The 18,593-nt window shown below is 50.7% G+C and carries 23 protein-coding genes; 10 read left to right on the top strand and 13 right to left on the bottom strand.

Features of this window, described 5'->3' with window-relative positions; translation table 11 throughout:
- Positions 1-184: 184 nt before the first annotated feature.
- The 3 genes from K1Y77_RS06900 to K1Y77_RS06890 all read left to right on the top strand — a co-directional run bounded on the left by K1Y77_RS06900 (position 185) and on the right by K1Y77_RS06890 (position 2,520).
- On the top strand, positions 185-376 hold the full coding sequence (locus K1Y77_RS06900; RefSeq protein ID WP_320055278.1) for a CopG family transcriptional regulator: 192 nt from the start codon (positions 185-187) through the stop codon (positions 374-376).
- Between the two features lie 107 nt (positions 377-483).
- Positions 484-1,338 (top strand): AAA family ATPase, encoded by an 855-nt coding sequence (locus K1Y77_RS06895; RefSeq protein WP_030069180.1) that lies wholly within the window; start codon positions 484-486, stop codon positions 1,336-1,338.
- A 3-nt stretch (positions 1,339-1,341) separates the two neighbouring features.
- Positions 1,342-2,520, top strand: a complete 1,179-nt coding sequence (locus K1Y77_RS06890) for a vWA domain-containing protein (RefSeq protein WP_264431022.1) — start codon at positions 1,342-1,344, stop codon at positions 2,518-2,520.
- Between the two features lie 105 nt (positions 2,521-2,625).
- Here K1Y77_RS06890 and K1Y77_RS06885 read toward each other — a convergent pair whose 3' ends face one another.
- The 3 genes from K1Y77_RS06885 to K1Y77_RS06875 all read right to left on the bottom strand — a co-directional run bounded on the left by K1Y77_RS06885 (position 2,626) and on the right by K1Y77_RS06875 (position 5,716).
- Positions 2,626-3,156, bottom strand: coding sequence for a cytochrome b (locus tag K1Y77_RS06885; protein WP_030069175.1), 531 nt, complete (start codon positions 3,154-3,156; stop codon positions 2,626-2,628).
- A gap of 193 nt (positions 3,157-3,349) precedes the next feature.
- Complete coding sequence (locus K1Y77_RS06880; RefSeq protein WP_035536110.1) at positions 3,350-4,768, bottom strand: hypothetical protein; 1,419 nt, start codon at positions 4,766-4,768, stop codon at positions 3,350-3,352.
- A 387-nt stretch (positions 4,769-5,155) separates the two neighbouring features.
- The gene (locus K1Y77_RS06875; protein ID WP_264431020.1) at positions 5,156-5,716 is read right to left on the bottom strand and encodes a hypothetical protein; all 561 of its coding nucleotides are present in this window, start codon (positions 5,714-5,716) and stop codon (positions 5,156-5,158) included.
- A 171-nt stretch (positions 5,717-5,887) separates the two neighbouring features.
- Between K1Y77_RS06875 and K1Y77_RS06870 the strand changes: the two genes are divergently transcribed.
- The gene (locus K1Y77_RS06870; protein ID WP_030069169.1) at positions 5,888-6,280 is read left to right on the top strand and encodes a RidA family protein; all 393 of its coding nucleotides are present in this window, start codon (positions 5,888-5,890) and stop codon (positions 6,278-6,280) included.
- A 78-nt stretch (positions 6,281-6,358) separates the two neighbouring features.
- Here K1Y77_RS06870 and K1Y77_RS06865 read toward each other — a convergent pair whose 3' ends face one another.
- Complete coding sequence (locus K1Y77_RS06865) at positions 6,359-7,810, bottom strand: cobyric acid synthase (RefSeq protein WP_264431016.1); 1,452 nt, start codon at positions 7,808-7,810, stop codon at positions 6,359-6,361.
- Between the two features lie 177 nt (positions 7,811-7,987).
- Between K1Y77_RS06865 and K1Y77_RS06860 the strand changes: the two genes are divergently transcribed.
- Positions 7,988-8,908, top strand: a complete 921-nt coding sequence (locus K1Y77_RS06860; RefSeq protein ID WP_030069164.1) for a glutaminase — start codon at positions 7,988-7,990, stop codon at positions 8,906-8,908.
- A gap of 7 nt (positions 8,909-8,915) precedes the next feature.
- Here the strand turns inward: K1Y77_RS06860 and K1Y77_RS06855 are convergent, their stop codons facing one another.
- Positions 8,916-9,776, bottom strand: coding sequence for a bifunctional transcriptional activator/DNA repair enzyme AdaA (locus K1Y77_RS06855; protein WP_264431014.1), 861 nt, complete (start codon positions 9,774-9,776; stop codon positions 8,916-8,918).
- A 182-nt stretch (positions 9,777-9,958) separates the two neighbouring features.
- Here K1Y77_RS06855 and K1Y77_RS06850 point away from each other — a divergent pair, with 182 nt between their 5' ends.
- Positions 9,959-10,552 carry a LysE family translocator gene (locus K1Y77_RS06850; protein WP_264431011.1) on the top strand — a complete coding sequence of 198 codons (594 nt, stop codon included), beginning with the start codon at positions 9,959-9,961 and terminating at the stop codon, positions 10,550-10,552.
- Here K1Y77_RS06850 and K1Y77_RS06845 read toward each other — a convergent pair.
- Positions 10,517-11,431 (bottom strand): helix-turn-helix transcriptional regulator, encoded by a 915-nt coding sequence (locus K1Y77_RS06845; RefSeq protein ID WP_264431009.1) that lies wholly within the window; start codon positions 11,429-11,431, stop codon positions 10,517-10,519. The genes K1Y77_RS06850 and K1Y77_RS06845 overlap by 36 nt on opposite strands.
- Before the next feature lie 156 nt (positions 11,432-11,587).
- Here K1Y77_RS06845 and K1Y77_RS06840 point away from each other — a divergent pair, with 156 nt between their 5' ends.
- Both K1Y77_RS06840 and K1Y77_RS06835 read left to right on the top strand, forming a co-directional pair.
- The gene (locus K1Y77_RS06840; protein ID WP_030069156.1) at positions 11,588-12,406 is read left to right on the top strand and encodes a DUF1206 domain-containing protein; all 819 of its coding nucleotides are present in this window, start codon (positions 11,588-11,590) and stop codon (positions 12,404-12,406) included.
- A gap of 9 nt (positions 12,407-12,415) precedes the next feature.
- The gene (locus K1Y77_RS06835) at positions 12,416-13,021 is read left to right on the top strand and encodes a YqaA family protein (RefSeq protein WP_030069153.1); all 606 of its coding nucleotides are present in this window, start codon (positions 12,416-12,418) and stop codon (positions 13,019-13,021) included.
- Between the two features lie 40 nt (positions 13,022-13,061).
- Here K1Y77_RS06835 and K1Y77_RS06830 read toward each other — a convergent pair whose 3' ends face one another.
- A complete protein-coding gene (locus K1Y77_RS06830; RefSeq protein ID WP_264431004.1) occupies positions 13,062-13,547 on the bottom strand; it encodes an Lrp/AsnC family transcriptional regulator in 486 nt (161 codons plus the stop codon).
- A 141-nt stretch (positions 13,548-13,688) separates the two neighbouring features.
- Here K1Y77_RS06830 and K1Y77_RS06825 point away from each other — a divergent pair, with 141 nt between their 5' ends.
- Entirely contained in the window at positions 13,689-14,300 is a 612-nt protein-coding gene (locus K1Y77_RS06825) for a LysE family translocator (protein ID WP_264431003.1), read from the top strand.
- 40 nt (positions 14,301-14,340) lie between these two features.
- On the opposite strand, the gene K1Y77_RS06820 is transcribed toward K1Y77_RS06825, so the two are convergent.
- Together K1Y77_RS06820 and K1Y77_RS06815 are read right to left on the bottom strand one after the other, a co-directional pair.
- The gene (locus K1Y77_RS06820; protein WP_030069148.1) at positions 14,341-14,658 is read right to left on the bottom strand and encodes an antibiotic biosynthesis monooxygenase family protein; all 318 of its coding nucleotides are present in this window, start codon (positions 14,656-14,658) and stop codon (positions 14,341-14,343) included.
- Between the two features lie 76 nt (positions 14,659-14,734).
- Positions 14,735-15,145, bottom strand: coding sequence for a DUF4019 domain-containing protein (locus tag K1Y77_RS06815; RefSeq protein ID WP_264018388.1), 411 nt, complete (start codon positions 15,143-15,145; stop codon positions 14,735-14,737).
- Positions 15,146-15,312: 167 nt separating this feature from the next.
- On the opposite strand from K1Y77_RS06815, the gene K1Y77_RS06810 reads away from it, so the two are divergent.
- Entirely contained in the window at positions 15,313-16,056 is a 744-nt protein-coding gene (locus tag K1Y77_RS06810) for a class I SAM-dependent DNA methyltransferase (RefSeq protein WP_264431433.1), read from the top strand.
- 78 nt (positions 16,057-16,134) lie between these two features.
- On the opposite strand, the gene K1Y77_RS06805 is transcribed toward K1Y77_RS06810, so the two are convergent.
- From K1Y77_RS06805 to K1Y77_RS06790, 4 genes are all read right to left on the bottom strand, one after another.
- On the bottom strand, positions 16,135-16,620 hold the full coding sequence (locus K1Y77_RS06805) for a YehS family protein (protein ID WP_264018389.1): 486 nt from the start codon (positions 16,618-16,620) through the stop codon (positions 16,135-16,137).
- On the bottom strand, positions 16,610-17,053 hold the full coding sequence (locus K1Y77_RS06800) for a hypothetical protein (protein WP_030069134.1): 444 nt from the start codon (positions 17,051-17,053) through the stop codon (positions 16,610-16,612). The genes K1Y77_RS06805 and K1Y77_RS06800 overlap by 11 nt, the downstream gene beginning before the upstream one ends.
- 124 nt (positions 17,054-17,177) lie before the next feature.
- Positions 17,178-17,756, bottom strand: a complete 579-nt coding sequence (locus K1Y77_RS06795; RefSeq protein ID WP_264430999.1) for a DJ-1/PfpI family protein — start codon at positions 17,754-17,756, stop codon at positions 17,178-17,180.
- Positions 17,757-17,979: 223 nt separating this feature from the next.
- On the bottom strand, positions 17,980-18,525 hold the full coding sequence (locus K1Y77_RS06790; protein WP_264430998.1) for a nucleotidyltransferase family protein: 546 nt from the start codon (positions 18,523-18,525) through the stop codon (positions 17,980-17,982).
- Positions 18,526-18,593 lie beyond the last annotated feature (68 nt).

The raw sequence follows: 18,593 nt of genomic DNA, 5'->3' as shown, positions 1-18,593 counted from the left end.
AGCACATTTGCCGGGAAAGCGTTGCCCAAAGCAGTCGGCCTAGAGAGCGTAATTATGTTAATGACATTAACATGTGGTTATAATTTTATGCAATTGACACAAGATACTCTCTAGTGTGGTGACGGCTAAGTCATTGCGATAACAAAGATAGCGCATTAACATTAAATGTTAATGTTATGGAGAGATGGTAATGGAAAAGAAGACTGCTCGGCTCACGCTGCTCATAGATCCTCAAAAGAAACAGGCCTTTGAAAAGCTATGTGCATCACAGGATCTGACGCCCTCGCAAGTAGTGCGACAACTAATACGTGACTACCTACATAAGCACGATGTGGATTACTTAGCGCAGATAACCAAAAATGAACAAACACCTTGAGCTGACTGCATAGAAGCTGTCGTTAGTTGGCCTTGGGGTTTACCCTCACGTACACTTGTTTGAATCTATTTTTCAACAACTCGTTTCGACAAGCCGAGGCACTCCCCATGGCGTTTGATTCTACCTCTTCTTACATCGCAACTGATGCACTCAAACAGGCGGTCAACGCTGCGGTCGTGCTGCAGCGTCCACTGCTTATTAAAGGCGAACCCGGCACCGGTAAAACCCTGCTGGCCGAGGAACTCGCTGAATCCCTGGGCACTAAGCTGATTACTTGGCATATCAAGTCCAGCACCAAAGCCGCCCAAGGGCTTTATGAGTATGATGCGGTCAGCCGCCTGCGCGATTCCCAGCTGGGCGTTGAAGGGGTGGAAAATGTCGGTAACTACATCAAGCCCGGCAAGCTGTGGGAAGCCTTCACCGCGGGCGAGCGCGTGGTTCTGCTGATTGATGAAATCGACAAAGCGGATATCGAGTTTCCCAATGACCTGCTGCAAGAGCTGGATCGTATGGAGTTTCATGTTTATGAAACCGGCGAAACCATCCGCGCCGAACAGCGCCCGATTATCGTGATCACCTCAAATAACGAAAAAGAACTGCCTGACGCCTTCCTGCGTCGCTGCTTTTTCCATTACATCGAGTTCCCCGACCGCGAGACCATGCAAGCCATTGTGGATGTCCACTTCCCAGATATCGCCCCCAAGCTGGTCGGCGAAGCTTTGGAAGTGTTTTTCGATCTACGCAACGCTCCAGGGCTCAAGAAAAAGCCCTCTACCTCGGAGCTTGTCGATTGGCTCAAGCTGCTCATGGCCGACGAGCTGGCCCAGGAGGCGCTGTATCACCGCGACCCAGCCAAAGCCCTGCCACCAATGGCGGGCGCGCTAGTTAAAAACGAGCAGGATACTCACCTGCTAGAGCGCTTAGCGTTCATGATGCGTCGCCAAAAGAGTACGGGGCGCTAAGCCATGTTTATTGGTCTGTTTGATGCCCTCAAACGTGCCGGTGTGCCCGTTTCACTGCGCGAATTGCTCGACCTTCACGCCGTGGTAGAACAAGGCGTCGTGTTTGCCGATATGGACGCGTTTTATCAAGTAGCGCGTACCGTCATGGTCAAAGATGAGCGCTACTTTGACCGCTTTGACCGCGCCTTTGCTGCCTGGTTTAAAGGCATTGAAGACATGGATTCGGCCATTGAGGCGCTCATTCCCGATGAATGGTTGCGGCGCGAATTTGAAAAACAGCTCAGCGACGAAGAGAAAGCCAAAATTGAATCCTTGGGCGGCCTTGAGGAGCTGATCGAGACCTTTAAAAAGCGCCTAGAAGAGCAAAAAGAGCGCCATGCAGGTGGCAACAAGTGGATTGGCACCGGTGGCACCAGCCCTTTTGGGGCGTATGGCTACAATCCAGAAGGCATACGCATTGGCCAGGATGGCTCGCGCCACCGTCGCGCCACCAAGGTGTGGGACGAGCGACGCTTTCGCGATTATGATGACTCGCTTGAACTTGGCACCCGCAATATCAAAATGGCCTTACGGCGGCTGCGCAAGTTCGCCCGCCAAGGCGCATTGGATGAGTTTGATGTGGACAGCACCATACGCGAAACCGCGCGGGATGCGGGACTGCTCAATATCCAAATGCGCCCCGAACGTCATAACGCGGTTAAAGTGCTGCTGTTTTTAGATGTCGGCGGGTCGATGGATGATCATATTCGCGTCTGCGAAGAGCTGTTCTCAGCGGCACGTTCCGAATTCAAGCATTTAGAACATTATTACTTCCACAACTGCCTTTATGAAGGGGTTTGGCGCAATAACATGCGGCGCCGTAACGAACGCATCCCGACCATGGATGTGTTGCACACCTACGGGGCGGACTATCAGGTGGTGGTAGTCGGTGATGCCGCCATGTCGCCTTACGAAGTTACTCACTCTGGCGGCAGCGTAGAGCACTTCAATGACGAACCAGGCGGCGTGTGGTTGAAACGTTTAACCGAGACGTTCCCACGCTTGGCGTGGTTAAACCCCATGCCACCCAGTGCCTGGGAATATACCTATTCGACCCAGTTAATTCGCGACGTCATTGATGACCGTATGTACCCCATGACCATGGAAGGCCTGGAGACGGCGATGCGCGAGCTAGCCAAGTAACACAGTCACGGCGAACGCTTTCCCCTGCCTCGACGCTAGCCAAAAAAACGGCGCGTTCAATTGAACGCGCCGTTTTTGTTCGCTTAATTAGCTAACACCTTATCACTAAGTCATGCGTGACAGCACATCGTGGTTAGTCAATTTTCGATGCAAAATTGCCATCACCACATGTCCCACAATCAACGCCAGCAGTGCCCAGCCGAGTTCACCATGCAACAAACCGCCAAGATCTGTCATCCAGGCAATTTTTTCACCATCGAAGCCAGGCATTAGGTTAATTCCAAACACATCTAGCGCTCGGCCTGAACCGTACTGACGAATCAGCGCGATGGTCGGCACCGCAATCATTAGCCCGTAAAGCGCCAAATGACCCAGTTTAGCCATCACGCTAACGGATGGCGGACGGCGCGATGTATTGATTAACGCCCAGGCGACTCGCATGACCACAAGCGCCAGGAGCACAACGCCCACTTGGCTGTGAGTACCCCATAAAAAAGACTCGAGCGGCGTGTCCTCAAAAAACACCCGCGCCGCAGCACTGCTGAATTGCCATACAAATAATAGTGCCATCCCCCAGTGGAGCAGGCGGCTGACCACTCCATAGCGTTTATTAGTATCCATCACTGCTAGCGCCATATGCGGTTCCTCGACCTCAGTAATCAACAATATGACTATTTTAGCGAGCTTAGCGAACAACATCATGACAAGAGCATGGAGTTTTGTTGCCAATCGTGGAACGCACTGTTCCAACAAAAACCGGTGAGCCTATAGCCCACCGGTTTTCAAACAGACTAACGTTAACGCAAGCTTTGCATTAACTAATACTTAACTAGCGGGCTGGTTTTTCTTCGGCTTCAACCACCAACTCCTTTTCTACCGCCATATCTTCTTCTACATGGATAGGCTCTTCAGCCTCATCATTGGCATGGCTGCGTGAACGGTGCTCAATCATGAAGTACAGAATTACCCCAATACCCAGCCCCCAGGCTGCGCCGTGGGTGGCTAACACTACGCCCATAATCCCGGCAACGCCCATGGCGGTGGCGTTCTTAATTTGCTCAACTGCCACTGCAATGCATAGGTAACCAGTAATCAACAGAGTGATCGACAGCGCAATTGGCAACACAGGGCGGAAAAGCGTTACTAACGGCAATAAGAACAGTGCCAGAAACCCGACAATCCAAAACACTGATGCTCCTGAGTAGATGGTATCCATCGCCCCGCGGCCATAGCGATAGCGTTCTGCGATGGTTGCCATCGCTCCGGTAAAGAGCGGCCCGGCCAGCCCAGGGTAAGGGGCAAACATGGAGTGCATCAGGTTACGCAACCCGGTAATTAGGTGTACCCGATCGACATTCACCTCGATTTTTTCATCCGGACGCAAATGGTCGACACGCTTAATAAGGCTTTGACCAACAATAATGTCACCAAATGCAATGATGTACGCGATGATAGCCGTTGGGATTGCCGCCACCAGAAGATCAATACCCGGCGCGCCAATGGTGAACGGTAGGTAGGCCCAGATACCGGCAAAATCGGGTATCGCAATGCCCCACTCAACCGAAGGCATCGGGTATTCGGCAACTCCCCAGCCAATCGCCATGGTGATTAGCATCCCCGGCACCATGCCGTAGGCGGCGATATTGCGTGCCCAGCGAAACTTCTCAGTCAAGTCACGAAATGACAGTGAAAACAGCACATAAAGCGTAATTAAACCGCCAATCCCCAGCGAAATAGGCGTTTCGTACAGCCTGCCCCCAACGCTAATCTCGCCGCTAATTGCCGCAATGCCTGCGCCGAGCAAAATGCCTGCTTTGATTGAATCCGGCACGCTGTTAACAAGCTTTGTTCCTAACCGAGTTACCGCCATAAATAGAAAAATTGCGGTGACCATGAGCTGTAGAGCTACCATCGCGCGGATTGCTTCCGGCCCCGGCTCAAACTGGCCGATAAACAATAGCACTACAGGTATCGCGGGCGTGATCCAACCGGCCACAAACGGAACACCCAACAACGGGGGAAGAATAAAACCAATGCCGCACACGACGACGTAGGCCAACGCCACTTCATAAGGAAGCCCTAGATATTGTTCTAATAGAGGAATCATCCCTAGCCCGATAACAAACATTACCAGCGCTTGGATGGTCTCAGGTATTTCCCAGCGGAAATGAATAAAGGGTAGGCGAACTTTGAATGGGCCAACGGGCCAGTAGGGATGTTCTTCCCCATATTTTCGTTTGAGCAGCACGACGATTCCTCACGGTGTCTGGTTGTTCATTATTGAATCCTTGTGAGTATTGTTATTGTTAGATGTGTGCTTTTTACTTAGCTATCCACCAAGTTAATATTCGACTTTTCGTGCATACCCCCTTTATGGCTGACCCAAATATTGTTGACATACTGGCTAGAAAATAATCCTACACGGGTTAAATAAGCGAAAAATACGCTTAAAAACCGATAAAACCATTCAAACTGTCGACAACATAGCAATAAAAAAACGACGTTTTTGTAAACGTCGTCTTTTAGTCTTAGCTATATAAGAAGCAGCGTAATAACACCCAAAGATCAGGAGCAGCAGGTGCCAAGGGGTAGCCGCCCTGCCGTTATCCATTTACTCACTGAGTGCTCTATCGCCTTACAAGGTAGTAGGGAAGCTGTTTAAACCTGATAAAAAAGCGTCTTTGGCATCGGCAAACGCAGCGGAGTCATGCTTAAAGCGACGTAGTATCAGCGCTTCATCCAGGCACAAGGTGAGTGCTAGATCATCACTATGCTTGGCTGGGTGGCGGGCACCTAAACCAATGCGTCGCCCTTTCACGCCATCAAACCAACGCTTAAATCCGCACTGCTGATAAAACGCTTCTTGGGCAGCATCACTTACCTCAACACGTAGCGGAGCTTTGAGAATTAACTCACTGATTAAGCGTGCTTTAGCGCCTTCAACAAATTCGCAAGCGTGAGTTACCGTCATTCCCTCGCCAGCTTCATCCAACACTAACAACGCTAACGCCAGAGGCTTACCGTCACCATCGACACCCGCTAACAAACGAGCCGCTTCTTGGTCGAACAGCACATTTTTAGTACCAGTAAAAACCACTAGGGGCGTTAACCCTGCTTGCTGTCCATATACCTGCGCACACAACGTTGCCAAACATGCATCACGCGGGGCGCTCTGACTAATGTGAACTACCTTCATTACGCTCTCTCATGAGGATTTAAAATCGCCCCAATAACTGGCAGGCTGTAAAAAGCCGCCAGCGTAGAGCAAACCAACAAGAAGCACCAGTCTGTTGAGGCCAGAGGAACTAGCCGCTGCAGGCATTGTCCCACCAGTGCGACACGCTTATGTTGTCGCTAAGGAGCACTAATGCCACAGTTTATTAACGACCCAACGCTACCCAAACCATCGTTTCCCGGTAGCCACATGGTGATTGACGAACACTATATGTTTATTTCTGGCTTAACCGTTGCTGACCTTTCTAACGGTAAAGCTGCCCGTGGCGATGTCAAAGAAGAAACACGCCTTGTAATGCGCGAACTTGAACGTATGCTAGCGCAAGAAGGCGGTACCTTAGCTGATGTTGTTCGCGTCGATATTCACTTGAGCGACTTACGACAGATCAATGCACTAGACAGCATCTACGCAGAGTTTTTTGAACCAGGTTACTACCCAGCTCGCACCTGCACAGAGTCACCTAATATTTGCGGGGGCAGCACCGTCGAAATTACCCTGATGGCAAAGCGCCCACCGCAAGAATAAGGGCTAAATCAATCAGTACTAAATCAACCAGTACTTAATCAATCAGTACTTAATCAACCAGTACTACATCAAGGGCGCTTAGTGCGCCCTTATCATTGCTAAGATCGATTCTATATCTAAGTGTGCTTCCAACGTGTCAGCTAGCCGCTCCAGCGCTTGTTCACGATGGGCACGATAATCGACAGGTGCCGCACTCTCTAAGCCTAACGTAGTCAGCAACGCTTGGCAGGTTTCGGGGTGGTCAAACAATCCATGCAGGTAAGTACCCATCACTTGGCCATCGATACTGATAGCGCCATCCACGTGGCTACCTAAATCAAACAGCGGCCGATTGAGTGCATTCCCGTTGCTTACACCATTGTGAATTTCGTAGCCCGACACAGCCGCTTCTTGCCCCACCATGACGCCGCTGACATTGCGCAGCTGCTTACCCGCGACCATACGTGTGGACATCTGCAACAGCCCCAAACCTGCTACTTTCCCTGGCGCGCCTTCCAAGCCGTCTGGGTCATCCACCCACTCGCCCAGCATTTGAAAACCACCGCAAATCCCCAGCACCTTGCCGCCGTAGCGCAAATGGCGAGCAATCGCCTCTTTCCAGCCCTGGCGTGTTAGCCAGGCTAAATCGCTGGTGGTGCTTTTGCTCCCTGGCAGTATCATTACATCAGCAGGTGGAATCGGTTGGTCTGGCCCTACAAAAGTAAGCGATACCTGGGGATGTAAGCGCAGCGGATCAAAGTCCGTATGATTGCTGATACGCGGCAACGCGGGAACAATGACCTTCAGGGTGTGATTAGCTTTTTCAGCGTGAACCCGCCCAATGCTATCCTCAGCATCCAGCAGTAGGCCCTGCAAGTAAGGCAAGGTACCCAGCACTGGCTTGCCAGTATGTACTTCTAACCACTCAAGTCCGGGTTCTAAAAGCGCAATATCGCCCCGAAAACGATTAATAATAAATCCTTTTGTGCGTGCCTGTTCGCTGTCGCTTAGTAGCGCCAGTGTTCCTACTAGCTGAGCGAACACACCACCGCGGTCAATATCGCCCACCAACAATACCGGGCAGTCGGCAGCTTCGGCAAAGCCCATATTAGCGATATCGCCTTTACGCAGATTGATTTCCGCCGGACTGCCCGCACCTTCGGCAATGATGACATCAAAGCGGCTTTCCAAGGCCTGCCATGCCGCCATAACACTCTCTTTCGCCGTGCGCTTAAACGCGTGGTAATCCAGTGCATCCATATGGCCATGCACTTGACCGCGTAGAATCACTTGGGCACCGCGATCACTCTCCGGCTTTAATAGCACAGGGTTCATATCACTATGGGGCACCACACCCGCCGCCTGAGCCTGTAGCGCAGTGGAGCGGCCAATTTCCCCGCCGTCGCTGGTAACGGCGCTATTAAGTGCCATGTTTTGCGGCTTGAAGGGCGCAACTGAAATACCACGGCGCTTTAACACGCGACAAAGCCCGGCAACCACCGTACTTTTGCCTGCATCCGAGGTAGTCCCCTGAATCATTAATGTGGTCATGCCCGTCGGCCCTTGCTGAAAGTAGCCGAACTGTAGCCGCGGAACAGGTCGTTAGCAACGTACAAGATCTCCCAACAATGCGCATAGCCCATGGTATTTCGGTATCGTCTTCGAGCAGACAAGCGTGCTAGTTTCCGCTAGGGTAGCGCCTCACGCTGCCAAACGAATTCGAATTAGATGCAAGAGTTACTCAATAAGATTGCCGCCGAGCTTGCCCTTGAAACCGAGCGGGGAAAAGTCGCTGACTATATTCCCCAGCTTGCCCATGTGGACCCCAGCCAATTCGCTATCAGTTTAGCTACGGTAGACGGCCAACGCTTCTCTGCAGGCTGCGCCACCACGCCGTTCTCAATCCAGAGTATTTCCAAAGTTTTTACGCTAACCATTGCGCTGGGAAAATGGGGCGATGGATTATGGTCGAGGGTCGGACGCGAGCCTTCTGGCGACCCGTTCAATTCCATTGTGCAGCTTGAGCACGAAGGCGGTAAACCGCGCAATCCGTTTATTAATGCCGGGGCAATTGCGATCGTTGACGCCATCATGATGGGCCACGAACCTAAAGAGACACTGGCGGAAATTCTTAGCTTTGTACGCTATATCGCCGACGATAACAGTATCTGCTTTGACCATCAGGTAGCAGCTTCAGAAATGCAGCATAAAGACCGCAACGCCTCGCTGGCGCATTTTATGAAAGCCTTTGGTCGCCTGCGCCACGATGTCGATAAAGTGCTCGGCACCTACTTTCACCAGTGCGCGATTGCCATGAGTTGCGAACAGCTTGCTCACGCTGGGCTATTTTTGGCCTCTGACGGCGTCAATCAGCCGAGCGATTTACGCGTGGTATCACCTCAGCGGGCGCGGCGGATTAATTCACTGATGATGATGTGCGGCCACTACGATGCGTCCGGGGAGTTTGCTTTCCGCGTTGGCCTACCCGGCAAAAGCGGCGTAGGCGGTGGAATTTTGGCTATTGCTCCTGGGCGTGGTTCGCTGGCTGTGTGGTCACCAGGGCTGGATAAATACGGCAATAGCTTGTTGGGCACACGCGCGTTGGAAATGTTTGTCCAACACACTGGGTGGTCGGTGTTTGGGCATTAATTCAGAGTTAATCCGGCTCAAGCAAGGGGGAATGCTGGGCCGCTTCCCACGCCTGGACCTGCTGCTTGGTTTCAATGCCCCAGCGGTAGCCACCTAGCGCACCGCTTTGTTGGATTACCCGATGGCAAGGAATCCACAGTGCAATGGGGTTAGCACCCACCGCATTTCCGACGGCTCGAGATGATTTCGGCGTGCCAAGTGCCTGAGCAATTTGCGAGTAGCTCGCCAACTGCCCTTCAGGAATGGTAAGCAGCGCGCGCCATACGGCAATCTGGAAATTAGTACCGCTCACGTGGAGCGACAGCGTGGCAGGCGAATGGTTAGCGCACTTTGTTTTAAATGGTGTAAACAGGGCCTCTACCGCATAACGAGTGGTGTCAGGGCGATGGCAGAGCGTACTGCGTGGCCACTGTTTTGCTAGTTGCGCCAGCAGCGCTTCCTGGCTGGTAGACGCCACAAAGGCCATTCGACAAATCCCTCTCGGCGTCATCGCCACTAACATCTCGCCAAAAGGCATGGGATGTACCCCATACGCAATCTCTACCCCCTCTCCTTGGCGCTTAAACTCTCCCGGCGTGACCGCTTCTAACTGTACAAAGTGATCATAAAGCCGCGAGCCGCCGCTCAGCCCTAATGCATGCACGGTATTGGTAAGACTTTCTGACGATGCGATCAGTTGTTTGCCACGCTCCAAGGTCAACGCCTGTAAAAAACGCTTAGGGCTGATACCCGCATAACGACAAAACAGCCGCTGAAAATGGTAAGCGCTCAAATGTACTTGCGCCGCCACCGTTTCCAAACTTGGCTGGCTGGCGGCATTGGCCACCATATAGGCCATCGCTTTTTCGATACGGGCATAGTCATTCATAAAGACGTTCTCACCGAAGCTAAACGAGGAAAAGCACAGGGCTCTCTGAATACAGCACAAGCTTAACCAGACCGTGTCGTCAGGCCTACCCGAATCTTGCGCAATATCGTGGCATCTCAATTTTGTTCAATACTCTTTTCCCGCGCTCTTGCAAGCTCTTGATTCTGTTTAGGAGGACAACAATGAGCGTTTCACTACTGTTACCAATGTCTGCATTTGCCCTTGCCGCGTCTATTTCCCCAGGCCCAGTCAACCTTGTTTGCCTGAGTAGCGGCACCCACTACCCTATCGCCAAAGGGCTTATCTTCGTCACGGGTGCGACATTGGGGTTTCTAGCACTTTTCCTGGCGACTGGAGCAGGGCTCTATTCACTTCTGAACGCACTACCGCTACTGGAGGAAATATTACGTTGGGCGGGGCTACTTTTCTTACTTTACTTAAGCTACCAGCTTTTCCAGCATAATGGCTCGGTTCATAACCAGGACACGGATAAGCCACCAGGTTTTATGACCGGCGCGATGATGCAGTGGTTAAATCCTAAGGCGTGGCTGGCGTCTGCCGCTGGCATTGGGGCTTACACCAGCAGCAATGACCCTTACCAGTTATGGCTCTTCGCTGCTCTCTACCTACCCATTTGTTGGCTGTCATTGGCAAGCTGGGTTTATGCAGGTACTTTTCTTAAACGCTACGTTCACCGCCCATTCATTCTGCTTACCATTAACCGCACGCTGGCGGCTGGCCTAGCTGCCAGCGCTATTTTCCTGCTGTTTGAGTAGCGGATAACGATACTGGTTGGGTGTTGCCGCCACTAACCGCTTAAAGGTTCTCTGGAAGTGGGGTTGGTCGTTAAAACCGGCTAACAGAGCTGAATTAACGATCGACTCCCCCTGCTTAAGCGCCCGCTGGCCAAGCTGAACACGGCGATTAATCAGGTAAGCATGGGGGGTAAGCCCGTAGTGTTGCTTAAACGCTCGGATGAGATGACCAGCGCTATACCCAGTTAACTGGCACAGCGTTTCAAGCGAAACATCAAACGCGGCATTCACATCACAATAGACGGCCGCAGCATGCAAGCCATCAGGCGGCTTCGACCTAGAGACGGTCGTCTCATGCGTCAATGCCAGCATTAATGCGGTAAGAAACTCTGTCACTGACGCGTGCTTGATAGAGAGCGCGCGCTGTTCATCCAATAAACAAGCCGCCATTTCGCAATAGCGAGCATAAAGCGCTGGCTGAGAGACCACCGCCGTATCGATATCACTCCAGACGGGGGTCTCCAGCGTGCCTAGTTGATAACGTAAATCCGCTAGCCATTGCGCGTCCACGTAGAGCATCAAATACGCCCAGGGCTCGTTCTCAATGGGGTTACATGCATGAACCCAATCGGGGTTCATCATGACTAAGTCACCAGCGCTAATAGGATAAGTCGACTCCCGATAACGAAACGTACTGCTGCCTGACGTAACGGCTCCTACCGACCAGTGAACATGGCTGTGAGGGGCGTAGCACACTTGCCTTGCATCGCTGATTTTGCGTAATTCGACATAAGGCAGTCGTGAGTCGCGCCAAAAAACCGGAGGCGACCCAGCATTTGGAGACCCAGCACTTGAAGACCCAGCACTTGGAGACCCAGCACCTAAAGACTTACAGCTCATCTTCTGCTCGCATCATCAAAAAAATAGCGAATAGCCTGTTAACTTGGCCTACGCTGGACAATAGCGCAGCACACGCACAGTATAGGCCGCCAGAAAAGCACTATATACACTAGATTGCGTAGGAATTCGCAATGCCATTAACGTCAGGAGGACACCATGGCCAATCGTATGAATAACCCAGATCATCGTGATGCGATTACCCTTTTCGCCCGAATGGGCTACGCTTCTCGCGGCATCGTTTATGTATTAGTGGGTGGCCTCGCCGCCCTGGCAGCTTTTGGGCAAGGCGGCCAGACCGAAGGCAGCCGCGGCGCATTAGAGCGAGTACTTACCGCTCCCTTTGGTAAAAGCATGTTGGGCCTTATTGCTGTTGGTTTGGTTGGCTATGCTATGTGGCGCACCATCCAAGCCATTAAAGACACCGACCATCATGGTAAAGATGCAAAAGGCTTAGCGATTCGTGCGGGCTTATTAGCAAGCGCCATTACGCATACTCTTCTAGCTTTTTTTGCCGCAACGCTTATCTTTCAACTCGCAGGCTCTTCTGGAGATTCTGGAGGTGGCTCGCAAGGCGTGGCGGGCTGGTTGATGCAACAGCCATTCGGACGATGGTTAGTTGGCGGGGTTGGCTTAATCTTGATAGGTGTTGGTATTGCCCATGCAATCAAAGGCTACAAGGCCAAATTCGACAAACACTTTTCGATGCCACCCCAAACTCAACAGTGGGCCTACCCCATCTGTCGATTCGGCTTAGTGATCCGTGGCCTCGTCTTCGTGATCGTGGGTAGCTTTTTTATCATCGCAGCCTACCAAATCAACCCTAATCAAGCAGGTGGTATGGGAGAAGTGTTCAGCACGCTGCGCAGCCAACCTTTCGGTCAGTGGTTGCTTGCCTTTGTCGCACTTGGGCTCTTTGCGTTTGGTCTCTACAGCCTTTTAGCGTCCGTCTATCGTCGCATTAATACTGAAATGTAGAGACATAAGATGCTTTCAACAACACGGACAAAACAGTGGTTTGAGCGCATCAATGGCTCGAAAAACATGCTGTGGCTACTCGGCACTCTATCTTTTTTAGAAACCATTATTTTGCCAATTCCCATCGAGCTGGTGTTGATCCCGCTCATGGCGATTAACAAGCAGCGCATTTGGGCAATGGCCACCGCGACGACCCTTGGCTGCCTGATAGCTTCCATTGTGGGCTATGCCGTCGGCATGGTGCTATATCAATCCATAGGTACGTGGTTTATCGAATTTATGGGTATTGAACAAAGCTATCAATCTTTCCAAACCTTCTTTGAGCAGTACGGTTTTGCTGCGATTCTAGCCATTGGCATACTGCCAATCCCATTTCAGGTGGCGATGATTACCGCCGGGCTTTCCGGCTATCCGATTATGTTATTTGTGCTGGCTGCCCTGCTAGCCCGCGGGCTGCGCTACTTCGGCCTTGCTTGGTTGGTACACCGCTTTGGCAACCGCGTAGAACTTATGTGGAAGCGTCACGCGCTTAAAACCAGCCTAGCGCTAGGCATGGTGGTTCTTGTGGTGGTCGTCGGACTTCAGACACTGGCAGGGTTGGTGATGTCGCGTTGATCACAAAACCGAAGGCCTTCTTCATCTCTCGACTACCCCACTAGGCCTTATTGCTATTATCCAGTGGTAATGTGCCGTACTCCTTCACCGGCTGAATAGCAAAGTTGCTGCGAATATCGCTCACACCTGGTAAGCGCAGCAACGTCCCCGTTAAAAACGCCTCGTATGCAGCCAAGCTAGGCACTACCACCTGTAGCAGAAAATCCGATTCACCAGACACCAAATGCGCTGTGGCTACTTCCGGCAGTTCAACCACTGCTTCCCGGAAAGCATTAGCTTGCTCTTCATGGTGTCGTTCTACCTTAATGCCCACAAACACCGTTAATTCCAGCCCGACGCTTCGACGATCAAGCTCCGCGTGGTAGCCACGAATAATACCGCTTGCTTCCAAGCGTCGCACCCGGCGTAAGCAGGGCGACGGCGACAAATTTACTTTCTCCGCAAGCTCCACATTGGTTAAGCGAGCATCCCCCTGTAACAACGCAAGAATGCGTCGGTCGGTAGCATCTAACTGACTACTTGGCATAAGTAAGTATTACCCCACACTTAGTTGGCACAAAATACCAATAATTGATGTTTCATGAGCGTAAATGGCAAGAAATCACTCATCAATTTAACGGTACCATGCCCTTTATAAAGTCACTACGTGCAATCTTGAGGAGGGGCCATGGAAATCGGACTTTTTATTAGCGCATTAGCCATTGTTTACCTGATTCCAGGCCCGGATATGCTGTTGGTGCTGCATACCAGTAGTACGCTAGGCCGAGGACATGGGCTAGCCACAGCGTTAGGGTTAGCTATTGCCCGAGGGCTGCATGTGGCGTTAGCCGGCTTGGGCCTAGCCGCCCTATTTGTAGCCGCCCCGTGGCTTTTTGATGCTGTTCGTTATCTCGGCGCTGCCTACTTGATTTGGGTGGGCGTACAGCTAATTCGTACCAAACAGCGCACCATTACTAACAAACCGCAAGCATCGCTCACCGGTAGCTATTACCTAGCTTGGAGACGGGGTCTTTTAACGAACCTGCTAAATCCAAAATCGCTGCTGTTTTGTTCGGTGTTATTACCCCAGTTCGTTCACACCCAACAGGGTGATGTTGCGCTCCAGTTTACTTTATTGGGGGCTGTGCTAGTGGGTGTAGGACTTTTGTACGATGCGCTATATGCCTGCCTGGGAGCGCAGATGCAGCGCTGGTTTGCCAGCCATCAAAAAAGGCAAACATTACAACGCTGGGTATTTGGAACACTGATTATTGGCTTTGCCTTGAGGTTAGCATCTTAAATTTAATCAGCAAAAAGCCTGCCTAGGCTACGTTGATATTTTAAATACCATACTCTCGCTCGACTTTGGCAATGCGCGTTTTAAAATGCTGGTACCACTGCTGATGGCCTAGTCGCTGGGCTTCCTGATGCTCTGCGTGCGCTTTCCACGCTTTTATCGAAGCCAAATCAGTCCAGTATGAAACAGTAACGCCCACTTCGTTTCGAGCAGATTCAACCCCTAAAAACCCCCGCTGCTGAGCCGCAAGCTCCACCATGCGAGCAGCCATTGCATCGTAGCCATTATCAATATTGGTGCGCAGGGAAGTAAAAATAACCGCGTAGTAAGGAGGCTCGGGCGTATTAGCAATACTAGGCATAGCATCACTACCTTGATTCGTATTGGTTACGGCATCAGTCATTTACACAAACCTATTACAAAGATTTATTACAGTACTATTGCACATAATAACCGCTGACTCGCCACTCTCCATTTTCCAGATGAGGTGTTACGGTCTCAATTCCTCTCGCTTTATTTTCAAATCGAGTATGAAAGATAAACACCATGTAGTCACCATCTGGCGCACCCGGCATAGATTGGTAGTGAGAGACTTGCACTTTCCGACGAGATTCTACCGGTCCAAACTCATGACGTGCTAGTTCAATGATACGTCTAAGCATGTTGGGCGATAGAGGCGTTTTTAGAAGTGGCGATGAGGTCTCCCAAGCTTGTTCGATCTCATCATTATCAATTGATTCTAACCACGCAAGCGCCGCTGCTTCTGCCGTCTGAGCAGACGCCTGAGCATAATAGGTGGTCAGGCTAAGCAGTATTGCAGCGAGAACAAAGACAGGGGATTTTGACATGGCTGACTCTTGTGGCGGCTTGGCGACTTTTCCTCTAAAGCAATTATCGGAAAATCATCGGATTTCTTTAACAGCGATATCACCCCGCTTCTAAAACCTTCTCCGCTCGTTTACTATGCGCCCCCCAATATTACAGCGCCCACCATTAGGCTACTATGTCCGCCAATCTGTCCGCCAACGCACTCTATACCGACCTATCTGGCTACTACGATTTGATGTGCGTCGATATCGACTACCAAGCGCAAAGCAACGCCATTCATCGGCTCCATCAGATTTTCGGCAATGGCGGGCATACGCACCTTGATTTAGCTTGTGGCACGGGTCCTCATGTTCGTCACTTTATTGATGTTGGCTATCTCAGCAGTGGGCTTGATATTAACCAACCCATGCTGGATATCGCCGCCACGCGTTGCCCAGAAGCGTTTTTTTCACTGCAAGATATGAGCACGTTCGAAGTCAGTGAATCTCTTGATTTAATCACCTGCTTTTTGTACTCAATCCACTACAACGATGGGATTGAAAAGCTAAAAAAGTGTATTGCCAGCGCCCACCGCGCGCTAAAACAGGGCGGCGTTTTCTATTTTAACGCGGTGGATAAAAACAAAATTAACAACGATTTATGGGTTAAACACAGCGCCAAACAAGACGATGATGTTTTTACGTTTCGCTCGGGTTGGCACTACGACGGGCACGGTGAAAAGCAATCGCTTAGGCTGAGTATTGAAAAAACTAACGCCGACACTACCCAAATTTGGAACGATGAGCACCCCATGGTAGCGGTCAGCTTTACAGAATTAACCGCCCTACTGACGCCTTATTTTGAGGTGCATGTATTTGAGCACAACTACCAGACCATTACCCCTTGGGATAGCCTTTCAGGCAATGCGATTTTTGTGTGCGTGAAGCGCTAGCGCCGATAAGGCAGAGAGGCCTTGTGCTCCCCTCTTACCATTACCGTGTGATATAAAGCGAGGTGTAACGCGCTGAACTTAAGACTCAGAACCTGCGTCGTTCGAGCCAGGCCGTAGCTGGCGCTGAATACCGAGCAAGAAATTACGCAGCATTTGATCTTTACACTCACGGTAATTCTTATGACTTGGCTTACGGAAAAAAGCGCTGAGCTCATGGTGGCTTAGCGGTAAGCCCACCAGCTCAAACACTTCTAAAACATCTTCGGCTTTCATATTCAGCGCAATACGCAGCTTCTGGAAAACCATATTATTATTTAATTGCGCTTCAGGCACTGGCTGTGGGCCTTCACGCTTGCCGCGCTTAAAACTGATGAATCCATTAAGAAACGACGCCAGCTCTTTATTTTTCATCGTAACGAAAGCGTCATCTTCATCTTTTTTTAGCCAAGCGGTCACTTGCTCTTGGCTTACACTAACGTCTGCCAGCGCGAAGATATCCACGATGGTTTTATCTTTTAAATCAAAAGCATAGCGGATACGGCGAAAAATATCGTTATTGGTCAAAATTGGGGTCCTGATTGGAGGTTAGCTTTTCGAGCAGCTGATTTATCTCAGCTTGCAACTCATTATCTTCAATTTTGTTGGCGCTGACTTTAGCATGTTGCAGCATTTCGATCGCCTCATCCGTTTGGCCTAGCTCTACTTGCAACATTGCCATGGAAAAACCGATAGAAGCCATATGGTCTTTCGAGTTCTTCGCAATGGCTTTCTCAAGGGCTTTTTGGTAGATCGGCAGCGCATCCTCTAACTCCTCGGTAAAGTCAGCCAGGGTTTCCCACTGCTCTGGGTGATCTTTATCGGTGTGTTCGTTATCGATACAAATCGCCTGCAACTCTGCATAGAGAGCCTCAAAGGTCGCGCGGTCATCTTTCGCAGCGGCCTTCATAAGCTTTTCAGCTAGTTCATAAACCGCTTTATATATTTTGGTGTTAATCATTACCAACCACCTTCCTTCACTCAACGTTAATATCGCCGCTAATTTTTTAGTTACGTAGCGGCTATAAGAAACATTATAAACCGCCTGATAAGGCTTTAAGTAATACTTCTGCAAGGCACTTACTTTATCTATCCCAGCGATATTCCATTTGCCGCGCTGTTTTCTCCGCAAGCTCGGTGCTGCGTAACTTGGCGACCAAGTGTAAGCACATATCGATCCCCGCCGAGATGCCACCTGAACTAATGACACCGCCATCGTCTACCCAGCGCACGTCTTCCACCACATCAAGCTGCGGAAACTGAGTTCGCAAATCACCTTGATCGTCCCAGTGGGTAGTCACTCTTCCTTTCAGGCCGGGTTGTGCATTAGCAAACAGGAAGATACCAGTACACACTGTGGCCACCTGCTGCACTATGGCTGCTTGATCTGCAATCCAGGCCTTTACCTTTTCGTTTGCCATTTCACCCGTGTGCACACCACCGACAATAATCAATACATCCATAGGCGGGTGATTATCGATGGTGGCATTTGGCAACACCTGGTATCCCGCCCTAGCAGTTACCGGGCCGTCTTTTTCAGCAATTAAAAATACTGAAAACGGCGCGTCTTCATCACTGACGCGACTGGCCGTCGTAAAAACTTCAAAGGGGCCCGAGAAATCGAGTACTTCTGCTTGGTCATAGATATAGATGCCAATGTTCATGTAAGGGCGTCCTAAGAATCTAAATACGTTATTTTCCAGCATGTAAAAATGAAACTGCTGCTCCTTGCCATGCGTTACACCGCACTACGATTCGGCAACGCATTAAATTAACAGGTGTTGTAGTGCGTGGTAAGCGAAGCGCACCCGCAGCGGCGGCCCGGCGCAAAAGCAGCGCGCAGCGGTGCCGGGTTTGGTTTGTACGGTACAGTCATCTGCTACCTTGCTAAGCATTTACCACCAGTTTTGGCCAAGTTTGCAGCCACTGCTTGTTGTATACCCGAGCTTCAAAATCCGTTCGTTTTGGCCGTTTAGGATTTAATGTAACGGTATAGTCAAACAGCGGCTTAACGCCAAAGGGAGCCACAATGATGACCTCCCCATTATCACCCAACGCAGCACCTACCGCAGTTTCCACTTCGACCCAGAAACTCATCGCATCTTCAGTTGAGGTATACGGACAGTCCCTATTTCGCTCATGCATTCTTGCTTGGTTCTTTACTGACCAGGGAAAGGTTGAGACGCCTCTTAACCCTTGCTCAATCTCACGATCACGAGAAACACTTACGTCGTTTGAATCGAAGTAAATTAAATCAATGTCGTTCAATGGCGTACTCGCTGAAAAGTCATGCAGCTTGTCCCACACCAAATTTCTCACGAATCCAGCAGCAAGACACCAACCCGGCAGCTTCTGCGCAGCCGCGATAGTCAGCGCCTCCAAGCGATCAGAATCACTCATTATCCATTGTTTAATCAGCGCTTCATGATCCATCTCTATTCCTTGCTTAAGGTCTGTTAACGCATATCTCAACGCTTTGCTGGTTTATGCGAAGTGACCTA

The organism is Halomonas qaidamensis (assembly GCF_025917315.1).
Classification (GTDB): Bacteria; Pseudomonadota; Gammaproteobacteria; order Pseudomonadales; family Halomonadaceae; genus Vreelandella; species Vreelandella qaidamensis.
This window is presented reverse-complemented; position numbering and strand designations above follow the sequence as displayed.